The following is a 24664-nucleotide window of genomic DNA, read 5'->3' as shown; positions in this document are numbered from 1 at the left end:
AAGGTGCGCATGGCGCACCCTACTTGATGTTTGATCCTTAGTCGTCGGCTGCTATGTTTGGCATCTCGATTAAAGTTTTTTAGAATTATCCGAAATAGAACGTCCAATCAATCTGCGGCTTTCCGGGCATAAACCTGCTAGAAGCCGCATAAGTAAAGGACGTTCCTTTTGAGAGATCTTCTGTTGAAAAGTTTGGAGTAAGTTTGAATTTGAATCAAAAAACCGACTGGGTCGCGCGCAGCCTGCAAAGTGTCTGGCATCCGTGTACCCAGATGCAACATCACGAAACGTTTATGCCGCTGATTCCAGTGAGTCATGGTCGCGGTGCTTGGCTGTTTGATACCGATGGCAAGCGCTATCTCGATGGCATCAGCTCTTGGTGGGTGAATTTATTTGGACATGCTAATCCACGTATCAATGCCGCGCTGAAAGATCAGCTTGATCAGTTAGAGCACGCGATGCTGGCAGGTTTTACACACGAACCTGTGATTCGTTTATCCGAGCGTTTATCCGCTTTAACAGGCGGTGTGTTGGGGCATTGTTTTTATGCTTCAGACGGCGCCTCGGCGGTAGAAATTGCTTTGAAGATGAGTTTCCATTTTTGGCGTAATGCAGGGCAGACCGCTAAACAAGAATTTATCTGCCTTAAGGGTAGTTATCACGGCGAGACCTTGGGTGCATTGGCAGTGACGGATGTAAAGTTGTTTCGCGATGCCTATGGTCCCCTGCTCAATAATACTCATGTGGTCGCCTCGCCGGATGCGCGTCAGGCGCTAGACGGTGAGAGTGCCGCTGATGGTGCTATCAAAGTTGCGCGCCATGCCGCAGCAGATTTAGAGCGCTGTCTGCAAGCAAATACGGGGAAAATCGCTGCCGTGATTTTGGAGCCGCTAGTGCAATGTGCCACCGGCATGGCGATGCATGATCCAGAGTATTTACGATTGGTGCGCACCTTATGCGATCAGTACCAAGTCCATTTAATTGCAGATGAAATTGCCGTCGGATGCGGCCGTACCGGTACATTTTTCGCGTTTGAACAAGCACATCAGCAAGCGCATCAGCAAGCACATCAGCAAGCAAATCCATTACCAAAGATCTGGCCTGATTTTGTTTGTTTATCTAAAGGGATCAGCGGTGGTTATTTGCCTTTGTCTTTAGTCATGACGCGGGATGAAATTTATCAAGGGTTTTATCACAGTGACACAGCACGTGGTTTTTTGCATTCGCATTCTTATACGGGCAATCCGCTGGCTTGTCGTGCAGCGTTGGCGACCTTGGATATTTTTGAGTCGGACGATGTACTGAATCAAAACCGGATCAAGGCAGCCAAGATTACGTCTGCTCTTCAGCCTCTGGCTCAGCATGAAAAAGTCCAGCATTTTCGGCAGCAAGGGATGATCTGGGCGTTTGATGCAGTCATAGACGATGTGCAGGATGCTAGTAGTTTTTCGCGCCGGTTTTTTACTATGGCACTTCAGCATGAGCTGTTATTGCGTCCTATCGGTCGTACCGTTTATCTGATGCCGCCGTATATTTTGGACGATGAAGAAATCGCTGGTGTCGCGGCCCGTATACAGACCGTGTTTGAAGAAGTCATCAAGGTGGCGCGATGAAATTACTCGACCACCTGCAGACGGAATTAACTACATTAGACGCACAAAGTTTGCTGCGCCGTCGTCGTATCACCGACACCATGTGCGCACCGCGTACCCAAGTCGATGGTAAGGCAATGCTGGCTTTTTGCAGTAACGATTATCTGGGGTTTGCTGCCCATCCGGCAATCATCGCAGCAATGCAAGAAGGGGTTGCTTTATACGGTGCAGGCAGTGGCGCATCCCACCTGATCAGCGGCCACTCGCGTGCGCATGCAGTGCTGGAAGAAAGACTAGCCAGTTTTCTTGCTCCGCATTTAGAGCAAGCGCAAGCGCTCTATTTCTGCACCGGTTACATGGCAAATCTGGCAGTAATTTCTGCCTTAGCTGCTGCTTCAAAATCAACTGCTGCATCAAAATCAAGCACCGATGTTTTTTCTGAAGCATTAAATCATGCCTCGCTGATCGACGGAGCGCGTTTATCACGTGCCACTGTCAAGGTGTATCCGCATAGCGATGTCGCTGCCTTAGAAAGCCTGCTGCGTGCCAGTAACGCAGCAACTAAAATTGTAGTGACTGACAGTGTATTTTCTATGGATGGTGACCTTGCGCCGTTACCTGCTTTGCTCGCTTTATGTGAGCAATACGATGCTTGGTTAGTGGTTGATGATGCGCATGGCTTTGGTGTCTTGGGCGACCATGGTCGTGGTGCGTTAGAACATTTTAATTTGCGTTCACCGAATCTGGTTTATATGGGAACCTTGGGCAAGGCCGCCGGTGTCGCCGGTGCGTTTGTTGCGGCCCATGCCACGGTGATTAACTGGATGGTGCAAAAAGCCCGACCCTATATTTACACCACGGCAGCACCACCTGCGATTGCGCATGCCTTGTTAACTAGCCTTGATCTGATACAAGGTGAGGAGGGTGCGATACGCAGAGCCAATGTACAGAATCTGATCAGACAAATGCAGCAGGGTTTGCAACTAAAACAGTGGCAATTGATGGCGTCTTCTACGGCAATTCAACCGATTCTGATTGGTGACAATGCCAGCACCATGCGGATTGCCGCAGACTTGTATGCACAAGGATACTGGGTAGGCGCAATCCGTCCACCGACAGTGCCGGTTGGTACTGCGCGTTTGCGTATCACCTTGTCTGGCTCGCATACCAGTGATGATGTCGCACAGCTGGTTTCAGCGATGAATCAACTGGAGGCTTCGCAATGACTGTCTTAAAACACCGTGCGGATTATTTTGTTACTGGTACCGATACCGAAATCGGTAAAACTCTAACTAGCGCCGCCTTGCTGTACGCCTTATCGCAGCGAGGCCTGCGAGTTGTCGGTATGAAACCAGTCGCTGCTGGTGCAAGCCTGATCGATGGCGTCTGGCATAACGATGATGTGGATATGTTGCAGGCGGCCTCCAGCATCAAGGCGAATACAGATGTAGTCTCGCCTTATTTAATGCAAGCTGCGGCGGCACCGCATATCGTCGCTATGCAAGAAAATGTCAGTATTTCTGATACGCATATCCAGACTTGCTATACCCAGTTGCAACAGCAATCCGATGCTGTGATAGTGGAGGGAGTCGGTGGTTTTTGTGTACCACTGACAGCGACCTTTGATACAGCGCAGATGGCGCAACAATTTGCCCTGCCAGTAATCATGGTGGTGGGTATGCGTTTAGGCTGTATTAATCATGCATTGCTCACTGCTGAGGCGATCAATGCGCGTGGATTAAAGCTGGTTGCATGGGTCGCCAACACCACACAAGCTAAGATGTCGTATTTTGAAGAAAACGTACAGGCTCTCAAGGACAGATTGCCGGCACCTTTGCTAGGGATTATCCCAAGTCTGGCAGATCCAAGCGCACAGGCCGCTGCCAGTTATTTGAATTTAGATGTAATTGCAGGACTTACGTAAAACGTCCCAACTGCCTTACCGGGACAACTTTGCGTAAGTCCTGAATTATTAATGGACTCTATTGACAACCAAGCCTATTGACAACAGAACTTAGTAACTCATTGAATTAATTGATGTGAAGGATTTCACCATGCAACAGACAGAACAGACAGCTGCTCCTCTAAATTTCCAAACGCCGGTCAAGCCTATTGAAGCCGAGGTTTGGCCTCTTGACGATGTAATGGCCTTGTTTGATTTGCCGTTTAACGATCTGATGTTTAAAGCGCAGACGGCACATCGTACTAATTTCCCGGAGGGTGATGTCGAATTGGCGACACTACTCTCGATAAAGACCGGTGGTTGCGAAGAAGATTGCAGCTATTGCCCGCAAGCGGCACGTTATGACACTGGTGTCGAAGCGAAAAAAATGCTGGATGTGCGAGAGGTTTTAGATGCAGCCAAAGCCGCCCGTGAAAACGGCGCGACCCGCTTCTGCATGGGCGCAGCATGGCGTTCACCCAAAGACCGCGATATCGAAAAAGTTGAAATCATGGTGCGTGAAGTTAAAGCCATGGGCTTAGAAACCTGCGCGACTTTAGGCATGCTGAAAGAAGAGCAGGCGCAACGTCTGAAAGATGCTGGTCTCGATTATTACAACCATAATCTTGATACTGCACCAGAGTTTTATAGCAATGTAATTTCTACCCGCGATTATCAGGATCGGCTGGATACCCTTGGTCACGTGCGTAGCGCCGGACTCAAAGTTTGCTGTGGCGGCATCGTTGGTATGGGGGAGTCACGCCGCCAGCGCGCTGGCCTGATTGCGCAATTGGCAAACCTCAATCCGTATCCTGAATCCGTACCGGTCAATCACCTGGTGCAGGTGGAAGGTACGCCTCTGCATGGTCTCGATCCGCTCGACCCTCTGGAATTTGTCCGTACCATCGCGGTAGCCCGTATCACTATGCCAAAGGCGCGCGTGCGCTTGTCAGCCGGTCGTCGCCAGATGGGTGAGGCCGTACAGGCGATGTGCTTCTTGGCGGGTGCTAATTCGATTTTTTACGGTGACAAGTTGCTGACTACGCAAAATCCTGAAGCCGAAGACGACCGTGTTTTGCTCGATAAATTGGGTTTGAAAACTCGTGGTGTCGTGGAGAAAAAATCTGGAAGTTGCAGTTAACAATGAATCGCCCTGCAGATGCTGAAGTCGTGTTTCGTTTACTTGCCACGAAGTCTGGTGGGAAGGATCGCCCGATCATGTCTGGGTATAGACCGGCTTATGCAATTAGAGAAAATTATTGGACTTCGACGAATCATGCGTTTCTTGATGTTTCCGAATTAGACCCGGGAAACTCAGCGAGGGCGCATATCTGGTTTCTGACGCCTGAAGTTTATCCAAATAGTCTTTGGATTGGACGAGAAATACCGGTAGCGGAAGGAAATCGTGTAATCGGTAATGCGGTTGTTGTAGCGATATTTAATCCATTGTTATTAGCTGAAGAAAGCTTTGATTCGTGACTAATGCAATTGAATTAATTTTTGATATTTTGAAGAGATCAAACTATGTTTAGTAAAATCCTGATCGCCAACCGTGGCGAAATCGCTTGCCGTGTTGCTGCTACCGCACGCCGCATGGGCATCAAAACCGTCGCTGTGTACTCCGAAGCTGACGCGAATGCGAAACATGTTGCTGTCTGCGATGAAGCAGTTCTAATCGGACCTGCTCCAGCTAAAGAGAGCTATCTGCGCGCTGACAAGATTATCGCAGTTGCGCTGGCCACTGGTGCTCAGGCGATTCATCCGGGATATGGATTTTTATCAGAGAACAGTGAGTTTGCCGATGCCTGCGCCAAAGCTGGCTTAGTTTTTATCGGCCCGCCAGCATCTGCAATTCGCGCAATGGGAAGTAAATCTGCTGCTAAATCTTTGATGGAAAAAGCCAATGTACCGTTGGTACCTGGATACCATGGCGATAATCAGGACGCGGATTTTTTGCAAACAGAGGGTGACCGTATCGGATACCCAGTCTTACTCAAAGCCAGTGCTGGTGGTGGTGGCAAAGGTATGCGGGTAATTGAAAAATCTGCCGACTTTAAAGAAGCACTCGCCTCTTGTAAGCGGGAAGCGATTAGCTCCTTTGGTGATGACAAAGTACTTGCAGAAAAATATCTGCAACGTCCGCGCCATATCGAGATACAAGTTTTTGCCGATACACAAGGCAACTGCGTTTATCTGTTTGAGCGTGATTGTTCGGTACAACGCCGCCATCAAAAAGTATTAGAAGAGGCTCCGGCTCCGGGCATGACCACGGAGCGCCGCACTGCTATGGGTGAGGCTGCGGTGGCTGCCGCAAAGGCGGTAGGCTATGTCGGTGCAGGTACGGTCGAATTCATAGCCAATCAAGACGGTTCTTTCTACTTTATGGAAATGAATACTCGTTTACAGGTAGAACATCCTGTGACCGAAATGATTACCGGTACGGATTTAGTTGAGTGGCAATTGCGTGTCGCTGCCGGGCAGCCTTTGCCGATGTCGCAGTCAGAACTTAGCATCAATGGTCATGCGATAGAGGCGCGTGTATATGCAGAGAACCCAGAAAAAGGCTTCCTGCCGTCAATCGGTACATTGCTGCATAACCAGACGCCACCGGCGGTCAATTTTGAGTTAGGTGGCGTAGTCAATACGCCTGCGGCGTTCCGTATTGACAGTGGTGTGCGTGAAGGCGACAGCATCTCACCGTTTTATGATCCGATGATCGCCAAGTTAATCGTCTGGGGCAAAGATCGTAGCGAAGCTTTGGCACGTATGTCGCAAGCCTTGGCACAATATCAAATCGTTGGTTTGTCCTCGAATATCGCTTTCTTGCAGCGTCTGATTACTAGCCCTGCATTTTCTACCGCTGATCTGGATACTGGTTTAATTGAGCGTAATCAAGAGGTCTTATTTCCGTCAGTAGTTCCAGCCAGCTTGCAGGTATTAGCGTTAGCGGTCGTATCCTTATTGCAAGCTGAAAAAATAGGCGGCAATGACCCATGGAAAAGCAATCATGGCTGGCGTATGAACAGCACTTTACAGCGCACGATCAAGCTGGAAGAGGAGCATGGCGCGCATGGAGTTGTGGTCAGTTATCTTGCAGATTCCTGGTTAATCACGGTAAACGGCGCTAGCGCAAATGTCACGTTAGCAAATCATACGGGACATCAACTCAGCCTAAAGATTGGTGATCAAATGATCACCGGCACCGTAGTACGCAATGCAGAAACGATCAATATATTCAGCCAAGGTCAACATACTCAATTGCACTACGCCGATCCGATGGCACATGCAGGCGAGGTAGAAAGCGAAGGCGGACGACTAACAGCACCAATGCCAGGCAAGATCGTCGCGGTGCTGGTCAGCGCCAGGCAAGAGGTTAAAAAAGGCGACGCACTGTTGATCATGGAGGCGATGAAGATGGAACACACCATCGCAGCACCGCACGACGGCGTTGTTGAGGAAGTGTTGTATGCCGTTGCAGATCAGGTTACTGAAGGCGCGCCACTACTGACCTTTAAACAAGATTAGTCAACCTCGCTTATTTTTAGAACTCCTCTCCCGCCAGCGGGAGCAGGGAGACCACTGTAATTCACATGAAAATAATCTTCTACTCGTCTGGTATTAATCCAGAACAATGGCTAAATAGCCTTAACCGTGCATTGCCAAATAGTGATATCCGCGTTTGGCAAGACGGTGATGTTGCGGCCGCTGATTATGCGATTGTTTGGAAGCCACCAGTCTCCATGTTGGCAGGGCGTAGTGATTTAAAAGCGATTTTCAATCTCGGCGCCGGTGTTGATGCGATTTTGCAGTTAGGTGATGCATTACCTAAAGGCGTGCCCGTGATTCGTCTGGATGATGCCGGTATGGGCACACAAATGGCAGAATACGTGAGCCATGCTTTACTGCGTTACTACCGCAGATTTGATCATTATGATCAGCAAAGACAGGCACAACACTGGCAACTTCTAAAACCCTTTGAGAAGCAAGATTTTAGTGTTGGTGTACTGGGACTTGGTGTCTTGGGTAAACGGATTGTAGAGGCGATTTCTGGTTTCGGCTTTCCTATCAATGGCTGGAGCCGTACACAAAAAAATATCGCAGGCGTTACTTGTTATGCAGGTCAAGACGGTCTCGACGCTTTTTTAAAAACATCTAAAGTAGTAGTCTGTATCTTGCCGCTGACCGACGATACACGCAATATTTTAAACCGTAACAATTTACAAAAATTGCCCAAGGGTGCTTACATTATTAACGTTGCCCGCGGCGCCCATCTAGTTGAAGACGATTTATTGGTTTTGATACGGGAAGGGCATATTGCCGGTGCGACATTAGATGTGTTCCAGACCGAGCCACTGCCTGCTGGACATGCTTTCTGGTCAGAGCCTAGTATCAGTATTACACCGCATATCGCGGCAACGACCTTGCGTGATGAAAGCACAAAACAGATTGCAGATAAAATCAATGCGCTAGCAAACGGTCAGGCCGTCACTGGCATCGTCGATCCATCCAGAGGATATTAATATGATCAGCAGCTTACCTAAGCAAGTCAAAATCGTCGAAGTCGGTCCACGTGATGGTTTACAAAATGAGAAAGAAAGCATTTCAGCAGATATCAAAATCGAGCTGGTCAATCGCCTTACAGATGCCGGTTTCAGTAATATCGAGGCGGCCTCTTTTGTCTCACCCAAATGGGTGCCGCAAATGGCAACCTCAAGCGAGGTCATGGCAAGCATCAAGCGTAAACCAGGCGTGATTTACTCGGTGCTTACCCCGAATATGAAAGGCTTTGAGGCCGCACTCGCCGCCGGTGCTGATGAGGTCGTTATCTTCAGCTCTGCGTCCGAAGCCTTCGCACAAAAGAATATCAATTGCTCGATTGCAGAATCAATAGAACGCTTCCGCGATGTCGTACTAGCTGCCAAGCAAAATAAAATCCGCCTGCGTGGCAGCATCAGTTGCTCCTTTGGCTGTCCGTACCAAGGCGAGGTCGATCCTGCCAGTGTCGCCGATGTCGTCAAGCGCTTGCGTGATCTGGGCTGCGACGAAATCGACATCGCCGACACCATCGGCGTCGGTACTGCCCGCCAGGTACAGCACGTGATGCAACTAGTCGCGCAAGATTTTCCGCTAAATAGTTTATCGGGACACTTTCACGACACTTATGGTCAGGCACTAGCGAATATTTATGCAAGTCTGGAAGTTGGGATTTCGATCTTCCATTCCTCCGTCGCGGGTTTAGGTGGTTGCCCTTATGCGAAAGGTGCGACAGGTAATGTAGCGACCGAGGACGTGCTGTTTATGATGCAAGGTCTTGGTATTGCTACCGGGATTGATTTAAATGCGGTAGTCGATACTGGGCAGTTTATCTCTGGACATCTGGGGCGCAAGGCGGTCAGTCGAGCTGGGAATGCTATTGCGGCAAAGAGGATTGGCTAAACGGTCAATGGCAGGATGCACCGCGTGCACCTTTTTTTCGTTTAATTCTCTATGACGTTTGCTTAGATTGTCAGCCAGTGGAGACCGGCGGCTACTCACTTTTCTTACTTCGCCAAGAAAAATAAGTAAAAGAAGGTCATCCGAAAATCGTTGCCTGTTCGAGTTCTCTTTTGTGCGCGTCAAATAATCGGAAGGCTCACAACTCGTTGCCGTGTAGGCCGCACGTCCGCTTGCTAACGGACACCTTTAAGTAGGCGAGATATACGCATCTCGAAGCCCTGGCTACACCTCATACAGAGACACTTTTTTCCAATTTCGACCAAAAGCAACAAATCTAATAATCTTTCCCTAGCGCAAATATACTGAGTTTATAATCAGGCATATTTTCCAAACAGAGAAGAAAAATGATGGAAGCCCATATGTCGTCGCAAATCCGTACCCTCACCTATGTTGAGAATGAAGACCATCCGGTATTTGGTACCTTGGTGGAGCAAATTTTACATTTGCTGAACTCCAAGTTGAGTTTTAGTGACATCTTGATTCACCAAAATAGTCCGATCATGTTGCGCCAACCTAAAGGCCTGGTCGCGGTGACGGATTCGCCGATTACCAAAGAAGAGTTAGAAGAATTTTTTGAGGTGATTGAGCCTAATTGGTCCGAGCGCATACAAGACCGTGCTTTCGATCGCTCGATTGATTTAAATACGGCGCGCATACGTGCCAACTGTTTTACCTTCCAGGGTAAAAAGCGTCTTGGTTGTGTGATCCGCCGTTTTCCGCGTGAGCCTATGGAGCTGAGCCAGTTGGGCTTGCGTCAGTGTGAGCAGGATTTTGCCAAGCTCACTAGCGGGCTGGTGCTAATCATTGGCGATACTTGTCAGGGCAAATCGACTACGATTGCATCGATGCTGGATCAGATTAATAAAACACGATCTGGCCACATCATCACGATAGAAGATCCGGTTGAAACTTTGATCCCGCAACGTAAGTGCATTATCACTCAGCGCGAAGTTGGTTTTGATGGCGACGTTGAGAGCTATTACCTCGGTGCGCTGGATGCGCTGCGTGAGCGCCCTGATGTCATCGTGATTGGTGAGATCCGTGATGCACAGACCGCGCAAGAAGCATTGGCATTGGCGGAATCAGGTCCTTTAGTACTGGCGTCTTTACATGCCCGTTCGACCGAATTGGGTTTGCAAAAAATGCTGCGTTTGCTAGGGAATGGTGAGCCACAAGCACAGGCGTTGGCACAAGCTTTACGCGGTGTTTTATGCCAGGCGCTTTTGCCTTCGGTTGAGGGCGATCGTTACTACTTGGCGACAGAATGCCTGACCGCTAATCCTACGGTAGCAAAGATGATTGAAAATGGTGGCATCTCTGGCCTACGTGCGCTGATGGATGGCGATGCTATTGCTACTAAACAGAATCCAGGTTGTTATTCTATGAATGCCGCATTAAAGCAGTTGCTGATCAATAAAAAAATTGGTCTGGAAGATGCGCGTAATGCGACTACAGACCGTCTTGGTCTGCTGGCTACTCTAAAGGCCTGAGTTGTTTCAATCGCTTATAAGGTAGCAGTTCAGACTGCAGCCCAGGCTGCAGTTTTTAAGTTGACGCTATCTGATCACGTAACAGCAATATTCCATTTCAAAAATCACTGTACATCGCCATACTTTCCAATAGAGAATAGAAAAGGGTTGTCATTTCACTTCTATTTCACTTTTCTAAAATGAACCAAGAAAATTCTGGTCTGGCGCTGGAGCTGACACAGCTTAGCAAACACTACGGTCGGCCTGCGGTTGACCAGCTTAATCTTCAGGTAAAACGCGGTGAGTTGTATGCTTTGCTGGGGCCAAACGGTGCTGGTAAGACGACGACCTTGCGGATGGTGGCGGGTTTACTGGTGCCGGATTCTGGTAGTGTACAAATCCTTGGCGTTGATCTTGCTGCCAATCCTGCCCTTGCTAAGCAAAAGCTGGCCTACCTGCCAGATGATCCCATGTTGTACAACAAACTCAAGCCGTTTGAGTATCTGGAGTTTGTCGCTGGTTTGTGGGGCATGTCTGCCGCGGATGCCGAGAGCAAGGCGCGTGAGTTGCTGGAGTGGTTAGACCTGAGCAAGCATGCGGATGAATTGACCGAGGGTTTTTCGCGCGGGATGAAGCAAAAGCTGGCACTCGCCGGAGCCCTGATCCACGCGCCTGAATTGATTATTTTGGATGAACCTTTAACTGGTCTGGATGCAGCCGCTGCCAGACAAGTCAAAGACCTGTTGCTTAAACACGTGCAAGCAGGTGGGACGGTGATTTTGACGACGCATATTCTGGATGTAGCGGAGCGTCTGGCCGAACGGATAGGGATTATCCAAAACGGTAAGTTGATTGCCGAAGGTACTTTAGATGAATTGCGTAGCCAGACCAGCCATAGCGTAAATGGTGTGACTGACGCGAATGGTGCGAATGGTGCGAATGGTGTATTTAGCCGCGCAGCCACTTTGGAAGAGGTGTTCTTGCAATTGACGGAGCCTGCCTGATGTTGATTTCAGCCGCAACGATAGCGGCAACAATCGTCACAACGACAGTCACAGCCGCAGCTGCAATGATCGCCAGGTACTCTCAATATCCTTTATGTGGAGTCAATTTCAAATGAAGCTGCCATTTAAAGTCGGTAGTGCACTATGGTTATTGGCGCATGAGTGCCGTATGTTTGTGTACGACATGGGTGGCGGTAAAACGAATCAGACAGACAGCAAAACAGGCAAAGTTAAAGCTGCGCGACGTGGTATGTCGACCACGGGGAAAATCAGTTTCAGCCTGCTATTTATTCTGGCGCATCTGGGCGTGTGGAGCATTATGCGCAAAGTCCCTGCGCTCAAAGCCGAGCCTTCTGCTGTGATTATCATGGGAGCAGGCGCGCTGCTGGCTGTTGTGTTTAGCTTGATGTTGTCATTTGCCCTTAACCGTAGCGTCAAGGTTTTATTCGAGCGCGCTGATCTGGATTTGCTGCTGTCGTCGCCATTGTCTTCCCGCTCTATTTTTAGTGTCAGGCTGATCGCCGTGGTGTTGGGCGTTGCTTCGCTATTTCTGTTGTTGCTAACGCCGGTGGCGCATGTGGGCTTGCTGTTGGGGCAGCCGCGCTGGCTGAGAATTTATCCGGTATTGCTGAGTCTGGCGGTGATCGCATCGTCGTTTGCGATGTTGTTGACCTTAGGGCTGGTGCGCTGGCTAGGTGTGCGGCGCACTTTGACGGTGGCACAATTGATTGGTGCCTTGACTGGCGCATCCATCTTTCTGGTGACTCAGATATTTAATAATCTAAGCCAGGATTATCGTCAGCGGGTATTTGCTGTTTTCCAACCTTTGTTGAAAGCAGATGCTTTAATGGGTGCGCAAAGTTGGTTGTGGTTGCCTGCGCGTGCATTATTTGGTTCGCCTTTAAGCATGCTGATGATGGCGAGTCTGGGCTTGGCTAGCTTTTTGATTACAGTACATTTAACACACCGGTTTTTTTTGCGAGGTGTACAGCAAGTGGGCGGTATGGCAAGTACATCGGCGGGCAAACAGCTACGCACCGCGAGCGCGATCAAACTCCAGTTCCGCTCTGGTTTATGGCGCAGTGTTGTCGTAAAAGAGTGGCGCCTAATTTTACGTGATCCACAATTGATCTCTCAAGTGCTGCTGCAATTGCTGTACATGTTGCCGATGTTTTTCGTCGCTTTTAAAAACGGTGCCGTACTACCCGGAGTGGCAGCGATGCTGACTTTTATTTCCGGCTCTTTGTCGGCCTCTTTAATTTGGGTAATCGTATCCGCAGAAGATGCGCCCGACTTATTACGCGCTGCACCAGCTAATTATCATGTTATCCGCAATGCCAAATTGAGTGCGGCAGTATTGCCTGTATTTGTATTGCTTTTGCCGTTTTTGTGCTGGATGACGTTCAACAATGTATTGCTTGGTTTGTCGCTGACAGTCATGGTGCTATTGTCGATGAGCAGCGCTGCGTTGATGAACTTATGGCTGGCGCTACCTGGCCAGCGGGCGCAGTTTAATAAGCGTGGCAAAGTTGGATTTGTCGCAGGCTTGCTGGACTTTTTCAGCGGAGTCGCCTGGGCCGCTACGACTTATGTCAGCATGCAATTTGGGCTGTGGGGATTTCTACCGCTAACAATAGGTTTGCTAGTACTTGGTGCCGCCTGGCTGATGCGAACCAAAGGGAATTGAGATGACAGGATTGATCATGTGTCTGGTAGAAGTAAATTGCTGTAAATAAGTTCTGCTATTGATTGCAAATTGAGCGCACTCATACACACTTAGAGCGTGCTTAGAATCGATGCTGTTTCTTAGTTAACCGTTAATTAACCGTTGCTTGTGATGTTGGATTTATCGCTTCGCATTGCTTGGCATTTAAAGTATTAATATAAATACTCCCAGTAGGTATATTTAAGTTGTCCATATAAAAATTGGACAATCAGCCAATTTGATAAAAATTTATGGGGAGTATATGTTATTCCTTGATTTTTTCTGGATAACAAAAGAATGTTCCTCAGCAAAAAGGTAACTGCTAAGGTGAATTGGTTTTATGTAGCTCTTGATGTGAATTTGATGTGAATTCGTCGCCCACCCACTCTATTTGATTGATCTTGTGATGACATTTTTTACTAAAAAACGTTTTATCCTCGCTGTCGTGATATTGCTTATTGCTGGCGCCGCAGCCAGCTACTACCAAAAAAAGCAAAAGGCCAGTAAGGATGAGGAGCCACAATTTAAGACCGCCATCGTCGATAAAGGCAACCTGACCCAAACTGTAACTGCCAGCGGCACACTCAATCCGGTTGCGCTCATCAGCGTGGGTTCGCAAGTATCTGGCACTGTGGTGGAGTTGAATGCCGATTTCAACGACAGGGTTAAAAAAGGGCAGGTGTTATTGAAGCTGGACCCGACCATTTTTAACGCCCAGATTAAACAGAGCGAAGCCACGTTGGCATCGGCCGAATCGTCCAAGCGGCTGGCGGTGGCAAACTTAGATCGTAATCAAAAACTAGTTTCGCTGAGCTATATTTCTGGCGCATCGCTAGACCAGTTAAAGCGTGAGGTAGAAGTGGCCGATGCCAATATCAAACTCGCCAGAGCGCAGCTGGATCGGGTGCAGGCGGATTTTAATAACAGCGTGATCCGCTCACCGATTGATGGCGTCATCATCAAGCGCACGATTGATATGGGGCAAACGGTAGCGGCATCTTTCCAGACACCGAACCTGTTCCAGATTGCGCGTGATCTGACCAAAATGCAGATTGATACCAATGTGTCGGAAGCCGATGTGGGATCTTTAAAAGACGGCCAGGCGGCGCGTTTTGTGGTGGATGCCTACCCCGACCGTGAGTTTGATGCGAGCTTGCGTCAGTTCCGGCTTGCTGCCAATGTCCAGCAAAATGTGGTGACGTATAACGTCGTCTTGGACGTGGATAACAAAGATGAATTATTAAAGCCCGGAATGACGGCGCAGGTGCGTCTGGTTGTCGGTAATCGCCAGAACGTATTGCGCATCCCCACCGCTGCATTACGTTTTAAATTGAGTGATGAAGAGATTGCCAAAGAAGCGAAGTTGAAGAAAGAGGCTGATAAAAAAGCGGCAGAATCAGGTGCTGGGTCAAGTGCAGTGACAAGCGCAGCCTCGGCCAGCGCATCTGCTGTGCCTCGCCCAGAAGCAGAGGACGATGTGTCTTTCCGTAGCAAGGGCGAGATGACGCGCTCATTTAAAATTTTTGTGCTGGATGAAAAAAACAAAGCCAAGCCTGTCGATATCAAAATTGGTTTGTCTAATTTCCGCTATACCGAAGTGCTTTCTGGCGATCTAAAGCCTGGTGATAAAGTGATTATCAGATCACTGGATATTGCCAATGCAGGATCACACTAATGGTAAGCACAAAAATGGATACGAAAGGCAAGGCTATAAATCAAACGGTAGCTCAGTCTCAAGCTCAGACGCAAGCTGAGGCTCAACCACTGATCGATATCCGTAAGGTGACTAAAAGTTACTTCTCTGGCGGTATTGAGACCCAGGTTTTATTCGGGATTGATCTGTTGGTACCGCAGGGTGATTTTTTAGCCGTGATGGGGCAATCGGGTTCTGGCAAATCAACGCTGATGAATATTTTTGGTTGTCTGGACCAGGCGACCAGCGGTACTTACCGCTTAAATGGGGTGGATACGTTAACTTTGTCACGCAGTGAATTAGCGACGATACGCAATCGCACAATCGGTTTTGTATTCCAGAGTTTTAATCTGATCAAACGCATGAGCGTTGCAGAGAATGTCGCCTTGCCGCTCATTTATGCCGGTGTGTCGCGTGATAAAGCGTACAAAAAAGCCTTGGTCGAACTGGAGCGGGTGGGCTTAAAAGAGTACGCAAAACGTTTGCCAAATCAACTCTCTGGCGGCCAGCAACAACGGGTGGCAATTGCCCGCGCATTAGTCGCTGATCCACCGCTTATTTTAGCGGATGAGCCAACCGGTAATCTGGATACGCAAACCAGCGTAGAGATCATGCGCTCTTTGCAGCAGTTAAATGCCGAGCGGGGCATTACGATTTTACTGGTGACACATGAGCCAGATATTGCCGCGTATAGCAAACGTTTAGTCCGCCTCAAAGATGGCCATGTTTTATACGATGGCCCGGCAGTAGAGGGTTTGCAACAATTGGCGCAAAGCCACGAGGCGCATGCACAGGCGGCGACTCCTTTCAATAGCCATCTGCCACAAGACCAGAGCGGAGTCAGACTATGAATTTTCTTCAAGTTTTTATTGAAGCATTCCGCTCCATGAATGCCAATCGGCTGCGTACCTCGCTGACTATGCTGGGCATCATTATCGGCATCACCTCGGTGGTAATGATGTTAGCTGTAGGCGAAAGTGCGAAGAAATTTATCGCTAAAGAGCTAGAGGTGTTGGGTAGTAATTTGATGATCGTATCGCCGGGTGCCAATCGTACCCAAGGTGTGCGGGCGCGCACAGGCACAGCGCCGTCGTTATCGGTAGATGATGCACTGGCGCTCAATGAATTACCTAGTCTGAACGGCGCAGCTCCAGCTTTGCAAGGGTTTTTTCAGATCGCGGTTGGCAATGACAATACCAACAGCGCGGTACTTGGGATCACGCCAGAGATGTTTAAGGTACGTAACTGGAAGGTTGATCAGGGTAATTATTTTAGTGACTCTGATATCCGCGGCGCGGCTCGTATGGTCGTGATCGGTAAAAAGTTAGCCGAGCAGTTTTTTTATAAAACCAATCCACTCGGTCAGTTTGTCCGTATCGACAATGTGCCGTTTCAGGTGGTGGGTGTATTGCAGGGCGAGGGACGGATGTTTGATGGCGGTGATCTGGGTGAGATGGTCTTGATCCCGATCACAACTGCCAGGGCAACCTTGATGCGCAGTCCTTTTCCCTCCAATGTGCATTATGTGGTGGTACAGGCAAAAGACGATAAATCGCTGAAGGACGCCGACCAAGATATTAAAGACATGCTACGTGATCGCCATCATATTAAGTCCGAACAAGAAGATGATTTTCGAATTGATAACTTGGCGTCCATTGCAGAGACCGGCGCCAAAATCAGTGCAGGTCTGGCCGCCATGCTGGGCGCAATTGGTGCGATTTCATTGATTGTGGGCGGTATTGGCATTATGAACATCATGCTGGTATCGGTGACTGAGCGTACCCGCGAGATTGGCATACGGATGGCGATTGGTGCCAAGCCGCGTGATGTGCTGTTACAGTTTTTGACGGAAGCGGTAGTGATTTGTCTGGTCGGCGGCGTATTTGGTATTTTGCTGGCAAGTGCGGGTGCCGCCGCCATTACTTCGACGGGTAAGCTGGATGTAGAAATCGGCTTTGGCGCAATGCTGGTCGCTTGTGGTTTCGCCAGTTTTGTTGGAATTTTCTTTGGATTTTATCCTGCACGCCGGGCGTCTTTGCTGTTGCCGGTAGATTGTTTACGCTACGAATAGAGTGGTGATTGATGATATATACGATAAAGTAAGAACTAAAGTAGGAATAGAACTTGCATTGTTACAAAAATAGCGCAAAATTAATAAAACGTTACTTCTCGTTTTAAGTAGTTAGCTTGCGTGATTCGTAACTAATCCTAAGAAGTTCCATAACCATCAGGAGCAATTAATAATGACCGTGCAGATGACCGTACCTATCATTATTGATTTTGAAGCCTCCGGGTTTGGCAAAGGCAGTTATCTGATCGAGGTCGGATTCTCCGGGCGACATGGTGAGGACTGGTGTACTCTGATTCGCCCGGAAGACGATTGGCAACACTGGGATGTGGAAGCCGCCAAAGTGCATCACATCCCGCGTGAGATTTTAGTCGAGCGTGGTCGCTCGCCGGATTATGTGGTTGATCAGCTCAATAGTTTTTTAAATGGGCATACGGTCTACACCGATGGTTGGGCGCAGGATTATGTCTGGATGGCGCGTTTGTTTGATGCGGCCGGCAGAGTGCCGCGTTTTAAACTGGCAGATTTGCGCGAGATTATTACCGACGATCAGCAGGCTTTATGGCATGCGACTAAGGACCGGATACAAGATGAATTGCATGTATCTCGGCATCGCGCCAGCACCGACGCGCGGGTACTGCAATTGACCTGGTTGCGTACCTACGATGCCAAAACTAATGCTAAGATCAATACTAAGACAGATGTGGACGCGACTACTAATGCATGCGCCAATGCAAGTGAGAATCTAAGTGCTAGCCTAAATACAAAGCCAATCAACAAAGCAGGCGGGTTCTCTGTATGACGTATGCTACTCCGACAAACGGGAGCACATAATTTGCTTACTCAAATCACTTCACAAGCGCAGCTTGATATTGAGCTATCCGCGCTGTCGCGACAGACAGACGCCACGATAGAGAGCGAACCTGCCCAGACCATTGCGCTGATTTTAAAAGCAATTGCCCAGGCAGAAGCCACTATCGAATTTAGGGCAGACCCAGTAGTCATCGGCGAACTACATTGTAAGATCGGGAACTGCCGCATTATTTTGCATGACCCTTCTGGTATTCGCGATTTTGAAATTGCTTTGGAATACGCAGAAAAAAATAATAGTCTGGAGCTGAAAGCAGATGTACTACATGGCTTAGCTCGTACCTTCCTTGCGTTTGGTGATACGAACAGCGCTTTGCAATATGCAGAAAAAGCGATAGCGATAGAGCGACAGGTTGACAGACCGAAAAAATTCGCGCAGATACTGATCACTCTCGGTTTTTTATTCACGAGTACCCAGCAATTTGAACGCAGTCTGACTATCTATAAAGAAGCTTATGTTCTTTGTGAAAAAAATCAGGATCAGGATAGCCTGGCAAGGGTTAAAAATAATTGGGCAGACAGCCTGATTATTTATTACGAAGTACAGAATGAAGATGGCGCATCGCCAGACGTACAGATGCTGGACGACGCTATTTTGTACACGCGCCAATCGCTAGTCCATGCGCAAACTAATAAGATGGTGAGAACTCAGTTGCTGGCGACAGAAACGCTGGCACACGCGCTGGAAGAACGGGGTTTATATGATCTCGCGCTGCAAGAGTTAGGTCATGGATTAGATCAATTTTCAGGCTACGGCTTTGCTAAAGAAGAGCTGGATATCAAGGTGCGTATCGGCGCCTTACAATTGCGTATGCATCAGCTGCAAGCAGCAGTCGCATCGATGATAGAAGCCCGTGATTTTGCGATGAGATTAGGTAATTATCCGCATCTGGCCGATTTGCTTAAAATTCTTTCGCATGCGTATGAGATGGTTCAGAATTTTGAGGCAGCCTTAAAAGTCTATAAAGAATTCCATACGATTACACTCAAAGCGCGTGATCAAAGAGCGCAAGTCAGTGCCCAGATTTTTGCTGCCAAAATGGATTTAGAGCGGGCGCAGCAAGAAGCAATAGTTCATAAAAATCGGGTCAACCAGCTAGAAGATTTTAATCGTACCTTGCGGGTGCAGGTTAATGAAGATACCTTAACCGGTTTGCCAAACCGGCGTGCGCTGGAAGAAAAAATGGCGACGCGTTTAACCGGCACAATCACCAATGTCGCATTCGCAATGGCCGATATTGATTTCTTTAAAAAGGTCAATGATGGCTACTCACATTTGATCGGTGACGAGGTACTGCGTCAGGTCGGACGCTTGATCTCATCTTGTCTGCGCTCGGGCGATATGGCTGCGCGCATCGGTGGGGAAGAGTTTGCTTTATTATTTGACCGCACCGCAAAATCAGTCGAAGCCTGCGAACGTATACGCAATGTAATTGCGGCCTACGACTGGAGCACAGTAGCCGCCGGCCTGCATATCACCATGAGTTTTGGTGTGACGCACATCAGAGATGGCGACGATTTAAAAGCCATGATGATTCGGGCTGATGCGGCCTTATATCGCGCCAAAGACAACGGCCGTAATCGGGTAGAAAAAGCATAAGTATCTTTTTTCATCTTGATCCAAGCTCATTGAAGCCGCTAGTAAACTAAAAAACATGACTCAAACTGTACGTAAAATCGAATGTGATGTGCTGGTAATCGGCGGTGGTATTAATGGTGCTGGCATTGCGCGTGATGCTGCTGGACGCGGACTATCCGTCGTGCTGTGCGAGAAAGATGATCTTGCTTCACACACCTCATCTGCCTCCTCCAAACTGATACATGGTGGACTGCGCTATCTGGAATATTATGAGTTTGGCCTGGTCAGAAAATCGCTGATTGAACGCGAAGTATTATTACGCTCCGCCCCGCATATCGTCACGCCTCTGCGTTTTGTCATGCCGCACATGCAAGGCCTGCGTCCGGCATGGATGTTGAGGGCAGGTTTATTTTTGTATGATCATCTGGCAAGGCGCGAATTATTACCCGGATCTACCGCCATCAATTTAAAAAAACATCTGGCTGGTCAGGCTTTGCAAGCTAATTTAAGTCGTGGCTTTGAATACTCAGATGGCTGGGTAGATGATGCGCGTCTAGTCGTATTAAATGCAATTGATGCGGCAGAAAAAGGTGCCACCATCATGACCCACACGCGCTGCGAATCCGTGGTGCAGCGAGATGGTAAATGGCTGGCGCAATTACGTGATACATCCGGTGGTGCTGCCGCTGTCAATCAAATTACCGAGGTCTGCGCAGCTAGCCTGATCAATGCGACTGGCTCGTGGGCAGCACAATTACAGCAAGCTATTTTGCCTCAGCAGACTGCCAGAACTTTGCGTTTAATCAAAGGCAGTCACATCGTAGTGAAGCGCATGTTTGATCATCCGTATGCGTATATTTTTCAGCATCCTGATGGTCGCATCGTTTTCGTTATTCCCTACGAAAATGACTTTACTCTGATCGGCACCACCGATATTAACTACCAGGGCGATATCAATAAAGTGGTGATCGACGCGGCTGAAATTGATTATCTATGCGAACTAAGTAGCCTCTACTTCAAGCAAGAAATTCAACCCAAAGACGTACTGTGGTCCTATTCTGGTGTGCGGCCATTAGTCGATGATGGCAGCGTAGATGCCAAAGCAATTACCCGCGATTATCATTTGGAATTGTCGGACTCCGCCGCACCGCTACTAACCGTCTTTGGCGGCAAGATTACGACTTTTCGCAAGCTGGCAGAAGAGGCGATCAATTTAATCACGCCTGCACTGGCTAAATCCGCACTCACTCAATCAGCCAGAGATAAATTCAGCGCTGTCAAACCCGCCTGGACCGCAAATGCCTGCTTACCCGGCGGCGATGTTTTTGGTGATCGGCCAGATAACCGTGCTGTATTGGAATTCGATGATTTTATTAAACGTCTACGCCGCGATTATCCGTGGATGCCAGGCCCGCTATTAAAACGCTACGCCCGCGCTTACGGCACCCGCATTAAGCATCTGCTAGAGGGCATTAACGCGCTGGCGCACATGGGCGAAGAAATCGCACCTGGTTTGTACGCAGCAGAAGTCAGCTACCTGATCCACCACGAATGGGCACGCAATGCCGAAGATATTTTATGGCGCCGCTCAAAGTTGGGTTTGCATGTACCGCCAGGCACAGCAAGCGTGTTGGATGCCTGGATTGCCAGCAAATAAGCCGCGATTCTGAGGCTACATCTTTGAAGTAATATTTCTGCAGTTACTGCGCTCGCAACACGACAGAGAATCACCCGCACAATAGAATTTAGCTTCAATGTCGTAATTTGATCGTCCAATCATTCTGGGCCCTCCAGCACGATTTTGGTCTGCAAGGCGCAGAATGATTGGACGATCTATTTTTACTTTTAATCGTTCAAACTTTGATTAGCTCAACAAAAACATTATTGCTGATCATCCCATCGCCAGATCGTCGCGCCATAGCCGGAATCAAAATTCGTCATAAGATCGCCTTGGTTAAAGTAGCGACGTGAATCTGGTTTGGCTGGCGTGAAGTAAAAACCAGTTTCAGGGCACGGTTCACCTGCCGGAACACGATGAGTTTTTTGTGCTAACAGCGTTGGAGTAGTTACAGCACCGCCTGTGTCAGAAACACGTTCAACTAGCGTCCAGGTACAGGGACGTTTTTCGTGAATAGCTCTCTCTGAATACTTTAGCTTTGTAACCGGATGGAAAATATCTTCCATCCTGATAAACACACTAGCTTCTGGCGCTTCATCGTAATTGATACTTAAAAACTGAGCGCAGCTATTGTCTACATCGGGTAAATAAATGCCAGTTTTTAGTAAAGGTGAGCCTGTAGCTACTTTGATATTAGGAACAAGACGGTAGCTTGGCCAGACTGGCGGAGGATTAAGAGGCCCTCGAGATATTTCATGGTAATCACTAGTCAAATCCATTGAGTTCCAATATGCACCCTCAGTAAAACAAATATTACTCGCATTTCTCGTTGCTAAATTTAAGAATTCCCCGTAAATATTTTCATCGCTGCGCGCCATCCAGCCTGACCAAAATTCCATCTGACCTTTAAAGTCTACTTTTGGTCCGTTGGCATGACCTAGTCCGCCCAGATCACCGTGTGAAATTTGAATGTAGCCGTTACATAATCCTTGGAACGTACGTCGAAAATTGGGAAGGACAAGTTCTCCCCAAACTGCATCTGGTTGTTCTGGCAGAGGACGTTTGCGATAATCTAAAGGGAGGTTATGCATGAACTGGTCAAGACAACGCTCTAGGTGTTGAATCATCTCACCCCAGGCATCACGCATTTCGCCGAAGTATTCTAAGGAGATGTAACGTTCTAGCAGATAAATTTCTTGCGGATTTAATGATGTCGGCATGTTGAAAATATTAATTGGAATATCCAATTAGAACGCGCCTTCCAACATGATTTTGGTCTGGAAGGCGCAGAATGATTGGACAGTGTATGCTGACTTGTCTACTTATTTTGTCAGATCGGGAACGGGTGGGTCTTGATATGTTTCATCAATTTTTAAGCCTTTTGCACGCATCTTTGCTTCGGCTTCTGCCCGCATAGGAGGGAGTTTGGCAAGTTCTGCCGGAAGTAGTTCTTTCCATTTTTTTCGATCATGAGGGTCGACATAACCCCGATAATTTTCGGGTTCATTTTTGAAGTTAAACGTAATAATATAAGCACCCGGTTTGGTCGGATCAGTCAAGGTATGTTCACGCATAAAAGTCACTTCGAGATAAATGTGATCGGCATAAAATTTCCAAGGGGTTAGACTTTGGATTTGCATCCATTCGTTAAGACTGGGACTATAAGCTGCATCTAAACTACTGTAAGGGCTGCTACCTAGTACAAAATTAAAGGCATCCTTGCCACGCAGACGGGGGTCGCCCCTGTCAATAAACATTGTCCATCCTGCCCGTAAAATCCCTTGCAAGATATCGAACATCTCCTGACGTGCTTCGTCATGGGAAATACCATCTGGGGGAGTGATGCTCTCTGTGATGTCTAATTCGGAGATGCCTTCTTTAGGATAATCAACATCTTGTACGCTCGATACACCCATAACGTTATCTACGGTCAGCGTATGTTTGCCATGCTCAAATGTGACCTTGCTTTTATCATGAGGCCCCCAGTCCATGGAGTAAAAAGACAAACCATGTTGGCGGTTGATATTGACTTGATTTTGATAGCGGGTAGCAAAAGTATCACCTTGTTCGCCAAGATGAGCCGAGACGTTGGATGTCATATTAGTCATATCCTTATTAGATTGTTTTTGGCAGCCTACAAATAAGGTGATACTCAAAAAAATAATTAGTTGTAGGTGGCGCATATCAGTGCATTTCTATGATGGAGGTAAAGAGCATCATGCTAACTATCCCTAGGTTTTATCTGGCATATCGACCCAACTGGCAATCATGCGTAATTCGTTTTCCATTAAATCACCATTCCGTTGCATTAACTGATGGAATTGTTGTGCTGCACCTCTAATCCAACTCATCCGGCTTGCAAACACCTCCAACTTCGTTCCCTCGGGTGCGACGGATTTCAATTCTGGCTTTTCCGTATCACAGGCATGGGTAAATACCAATTGTAATGGCGGACTTGCCCAGTTGGCATACCAGGATCGCTGCCGCTGCACCCATCCGGCGAAAGCAGGATCATCATAAATCAACGGTTGTAAGATCACGCCCTGTTCATGATTGGCAATATCTAGTAGGTGGCTGAATTGAATTGATGGTCGTCGCTTTTCTTGAGTCTCCTCCTCAAATTGTTTGACCTTGGCAAATCCTGCCTGAATCTCTTTGGAGACCTGCATATTTTTGATGACGGGCAAGGCTTGATTTTTCCAAGGTAAGTGGTTCATCTGGATTTTGACCGGTTTAACGTAGTTATTGGCGTTGCGACTTGGCAGGCACATGGTAAAGGATGATTGATAGCGACTGTAGTACCAATGCCAGCCGCTGATATCGCAAAACAGCCAAAGATTGCCTTTGCCTAATCCGTCCCATACGGTTTTGGTGACCATACTAAGCCCCTTGACTTGCCAAACCTCAAAGGTGCAAGCGACTGTTTTACTGGCAAAAGCACCTAGTGCCATCCAATAGAAACGACCCTTTTTATCTGGGCTGCCACCTTCTTCCTGTTCCAGATAAAAGCGTGCATAAGTGGCCGCAATGCGTCTGGCACGCACTGCATAGTCTTCGACCAATTGGCCTTTATGCACGCCGGTATGGGTACATAAACGCATAGTGCTGAATTGCTGTGCAAGTGACCACATGGTGTTGCAATCACATTTCACTTCTACACGTGAATTTAGCGTGACATTAGTCGTTGCCTCAACTGTGGTGGGATCGGCCATATTCTTTTCCTGATGACGTTAACGATGAGGGAGATACGTTGAATGTAACAAGTCTATTGTTTGCCATGTACCGTGTACCATTCGACCGAAAATTTCAGTTTCTCACTGGCATCGGTGGAAATTCTATCGGTAGTACCTTGCGCTTCTGTGGTGGCGCGATGTTTACCATCGGAGCCATCAACGCTGTACGGCATAGCGGGCATGGGTTTTCCGTTAGGGTCGAGAACAACAAACTGCTCATCAAACAACTTCACACGAGAATCCGGCAACTTCTGCAAAGCAGCCGCCTCCCTAGCCCCAGCATCAAAAGCATGCTGCCCGCCTTTAACCGTAAAGTTGCCCGGACAAGCAAACGTAATATTCGCCCCCTCCAAGGTAATCGACGACTGGCCTGCTTGCAGCGTGATCTTCTGCTT

The 24664-nt window shown here is 48.2% G+C and carries 21 protein-coding genes; 17 read left to right on the top strand and 4 right to left on the bottom strand.

Going from position 1 to position 24664, the window contains the following annotated elements; translation table 11 throughout:
• Positions 1–203 precede the first annotated feature (203 nt).
• The 17 genes from bioA to glpD all read left to right on the top strand — a co-directional run bounded on the left by bioA (position 204) and on the right by glpD (position 21075).
• A complete protein-coding gene (gene bioA / locus AAKU61_RS14940) occupies positions 204–1613 on the top strand; it encodes an adenosylmethionine--8-amino-7-oxononanoate transaminase (protein WP_354333486.1) in 1410 nt (469 codons plus the stop codon).
• Positions 1610–2818 (top strand): 8-amino-7-oxononanoate synthase, encoded by a 1209-nt coding sequence (gene bioF / locus AAKU61_RS14935; protein WP_354333484.1) that lies wholly within the window; start codon positions 1610–1612, stop codon positions 2816–2818. Before bioA ends, bioF begins: the two co-directional genes overlap by 4 nt.
• Positions 2815–3516: a dethiobiotin synthase gene (gene bioD / locus AAKU61_RS14930; RefSeq protein ID WP_354333483.1), complete on the top strand. Its 702-nt coding sequence runs from the start codon at positions 2815–2817 to the stop codon at positions 3514–3516. Before bioF ends, bioD begins: the two co-directional genes overlap by 4 nt.
• Positions 3517–3646: 130 nt before the next feature.
• The gene (gene bioB, locus AAKU61_RS14925) at positions 3647–4675 is read left to right on the top strand and encodes a biotin synthase BioB (protein WP_354333481.1); all 1029 of its coding nucleotides are present in this window, start codon (positions 3647–3649) and stop codon (positions 4673–4675) included.
• A gap of 2 nt (positions 4676–4677) precedes the next feature.
• Positions 4678–5013: a hypothetical protein gene (locus AAKU61_RS14920; RefSeq protein WP_354333479.1), complete on the top strand. Its 336-nt coding sequence runs from the start codon at positions 4678–4680 to the stop codon at positions 5011–5013.
• Between the two features lie 45 nt (positions 5014–5058).
• Positions 5059–7059 (top strand): acetyl-CoA carboxylase biotin carboxylase subunit, encoded by a 2001-nt coding sequence (locus AAKU61_RS14915; RefSeq protein WP_354333477.1) that lies wholly within the window; start codon positions 5059–5061, stop codon positions 7057–7059.
• A 65-nt stretch (positions 7060–7124) separates the two neighbouring features.
• On the top strand, positions 7125–8054 hold the full coding sequence (locus AAKU61_RS14910; protein WP_354333475.1) for a 2-hydroxyacid dehydrogenase: 930 nt from the start codon (positions 7125–7127) through the stop codon (positions 8052–8054).
• A gap of 1 nt (position 8055) precedes the next feature.
• On the top strand, positions 8056–8970 hold the full coding sequence (locus AAKU61_RS14905) for a hydroxymethylglutaryl-CoA lyase (RefSeq protein WP_354333473.1): 915 nt from the start codon (positions 8056–8058) through the stop codon (positions 8968–8970).
• 407 nt (positions 8971–9377) lie between these two features.
• Entirely contained in the window at positions 9378–10520 is a 1143-nt protein-coding gene (locus AAKU61_RS14900; RefSeq protein WP_354333531.1) for a type IV pilus twitching motility protein PilT, read from the top strand.
• A 179-nt stretch (positions 10521–10699) separates the two neighbouring features.
• On the top strand, positions 10700–11503 hold the full coding sequence (locus AAKU61_RS14895) for an ABC transporter ATP-binding protein (RefSeq protein ID WP_354333471.1): 804 nt from the start codon (positions 10700–10702) through the stop codon (positions 11501–11503).
• Positions 11504–11615: 112 nt separating this feature from the next.
• Positions 11616–13190, top strand: coding sequence for a hypothetical protein (locus AAKU61_RS14890; RefSeq protein ID WP_354333469.1), 1575 nt, complete (start codon positions 11616–11618; stop codon positions 13188–13190).
• A 424-nt stretch (positions 13191–13614) separates the two neighbouring features.
• Entirely contained in the window at positions 13615–14883 is a 1269-nt protein-coding gene (locus tag AAKU61_RS14885; RefSeq protein ID WP_354333467.1) for an efflux RND transporter periplasmic adaptor subunit, read from the top strand.
• Positions 14883–15752, top strand: coding sequence for an ABC transporter ATP-binding protein (locus AAKU61_RS14880; protein ID WP_354333465.1), 870 nt, complete (start codon positions 14883–14885; stop codon positions 15750–15752). The genes AAKU61_RS14885 and AAKU61_RS14880 overlap by 1 nt, the downstream gene beginning before the upstream one ends.
• Entirely contained in the window at positions 15749–16972 is a 1224-nt protein-coding gene (locus AAKU61_RS14875; protein ID WP_354333463.1) for an ABC transporter permease, read from the top strand. Before AAKU61_RS14880 ends, AAKU61_RS14875 begins: the two co-directional genes overlap by 4 nt.
• A gap of 172 nt (positions 16973–17144) precedes the next feature.
• On the top strand, positions 17145–17771 hold the full coding sequence (locus tag AAKU61_RS14870; protein ID WP_354333461.1) for a 3'-5' exonuclease: 627 nt from the start codon (positions 17145–17147) through the stop codon (positions 17769–17771).
• Positions 17772–17804: 33 nt separating this feature from the next.
• Positions 17805–19439: a tetratricopeptide repeat-containing diguanylate cyclase gene (locus AAKU61_RS14865; protein ID WP_354333459.1), complete on the top strand. Its 1635-nt coding sequence runs from the start codon at positions 17805–17807 to the stop codon at positions 19437–19439.
• A 55-nt stretch (positions 19440–19494) separates the two neighbouring features.
• Positions 19495–21075 (top strand): glycerol-3-phosphate dehydrogenase, encoded by a 1581-nt coding sequence (gene glpD / locus AAKU61_RS14860; protein WP_354333457.1) that lies wholly within the window; start codon positions 19495–19497, stop codon positions 21073–21075.
• Positions 21076–21299: 224 nt separating this feature from the next.
• Here glpD and AAKU61_RS14855 read toward each other — a convergent pair whose 3' ends face one another.
• The 4 genes from AAKU61_RS14855 to AAKU61_RS14840 form a co-directional block, all read right to left on the bottom strand.
• Positions 21300–22283, bottom strand: coding sequence for a hypothetical protein (locus AAKU61_RS14855; RefSeq protein WP_354333455.1), 984 nt, complete (start codon positions 22281–22283; stop codon positions 21300–21302).
• A 75-nt stretch (positions 22284–22358) separates the two neighbouring features.
• Positions 22359–23135, bottom strand: coding sequence for a hypothetical protein (locus tag AAKU61_RS14850; protein ID WP_354333453.1), 777 nt, complete (start codon positions 23133–23135; stop codon positions 22359–22361).
• 132 nt (positions 23136–23267) lie between these two features.
• A complete protein-coding gene (locus AAKU61_RS14845; protein ID WP_354333451.1) occupies positions 23268–24248 on the bottom strand; it encodes a DUF2515 family protein in 981 nt (326 codons plus the stop codon).
• A gap of 53 nt (positions 24249–24301) precedes the next feature.
• Positions 24302–24664 (bottom strand): DUF2345 domain-containing protein (locus tag AAKU61_RS14840; RefSeq protein ID WP_354333449.1); only part of this gene is annotated, 363 nt, incomplete at its 5' end.

Origin of the sequence: Undibacterium sp. GrIS 1.2, from assembly GCF_040544435.1 — a bacterium.
Taxonomy (GTDB): Bacteria; Pseudomonadota; Gammaproteobacteria; order Burkholderiales; family Burkholderiaceae_D; genus Undibacterium.
This window is presented reverse-complemented; position numbering and strand designations above follow the sequence as displayed.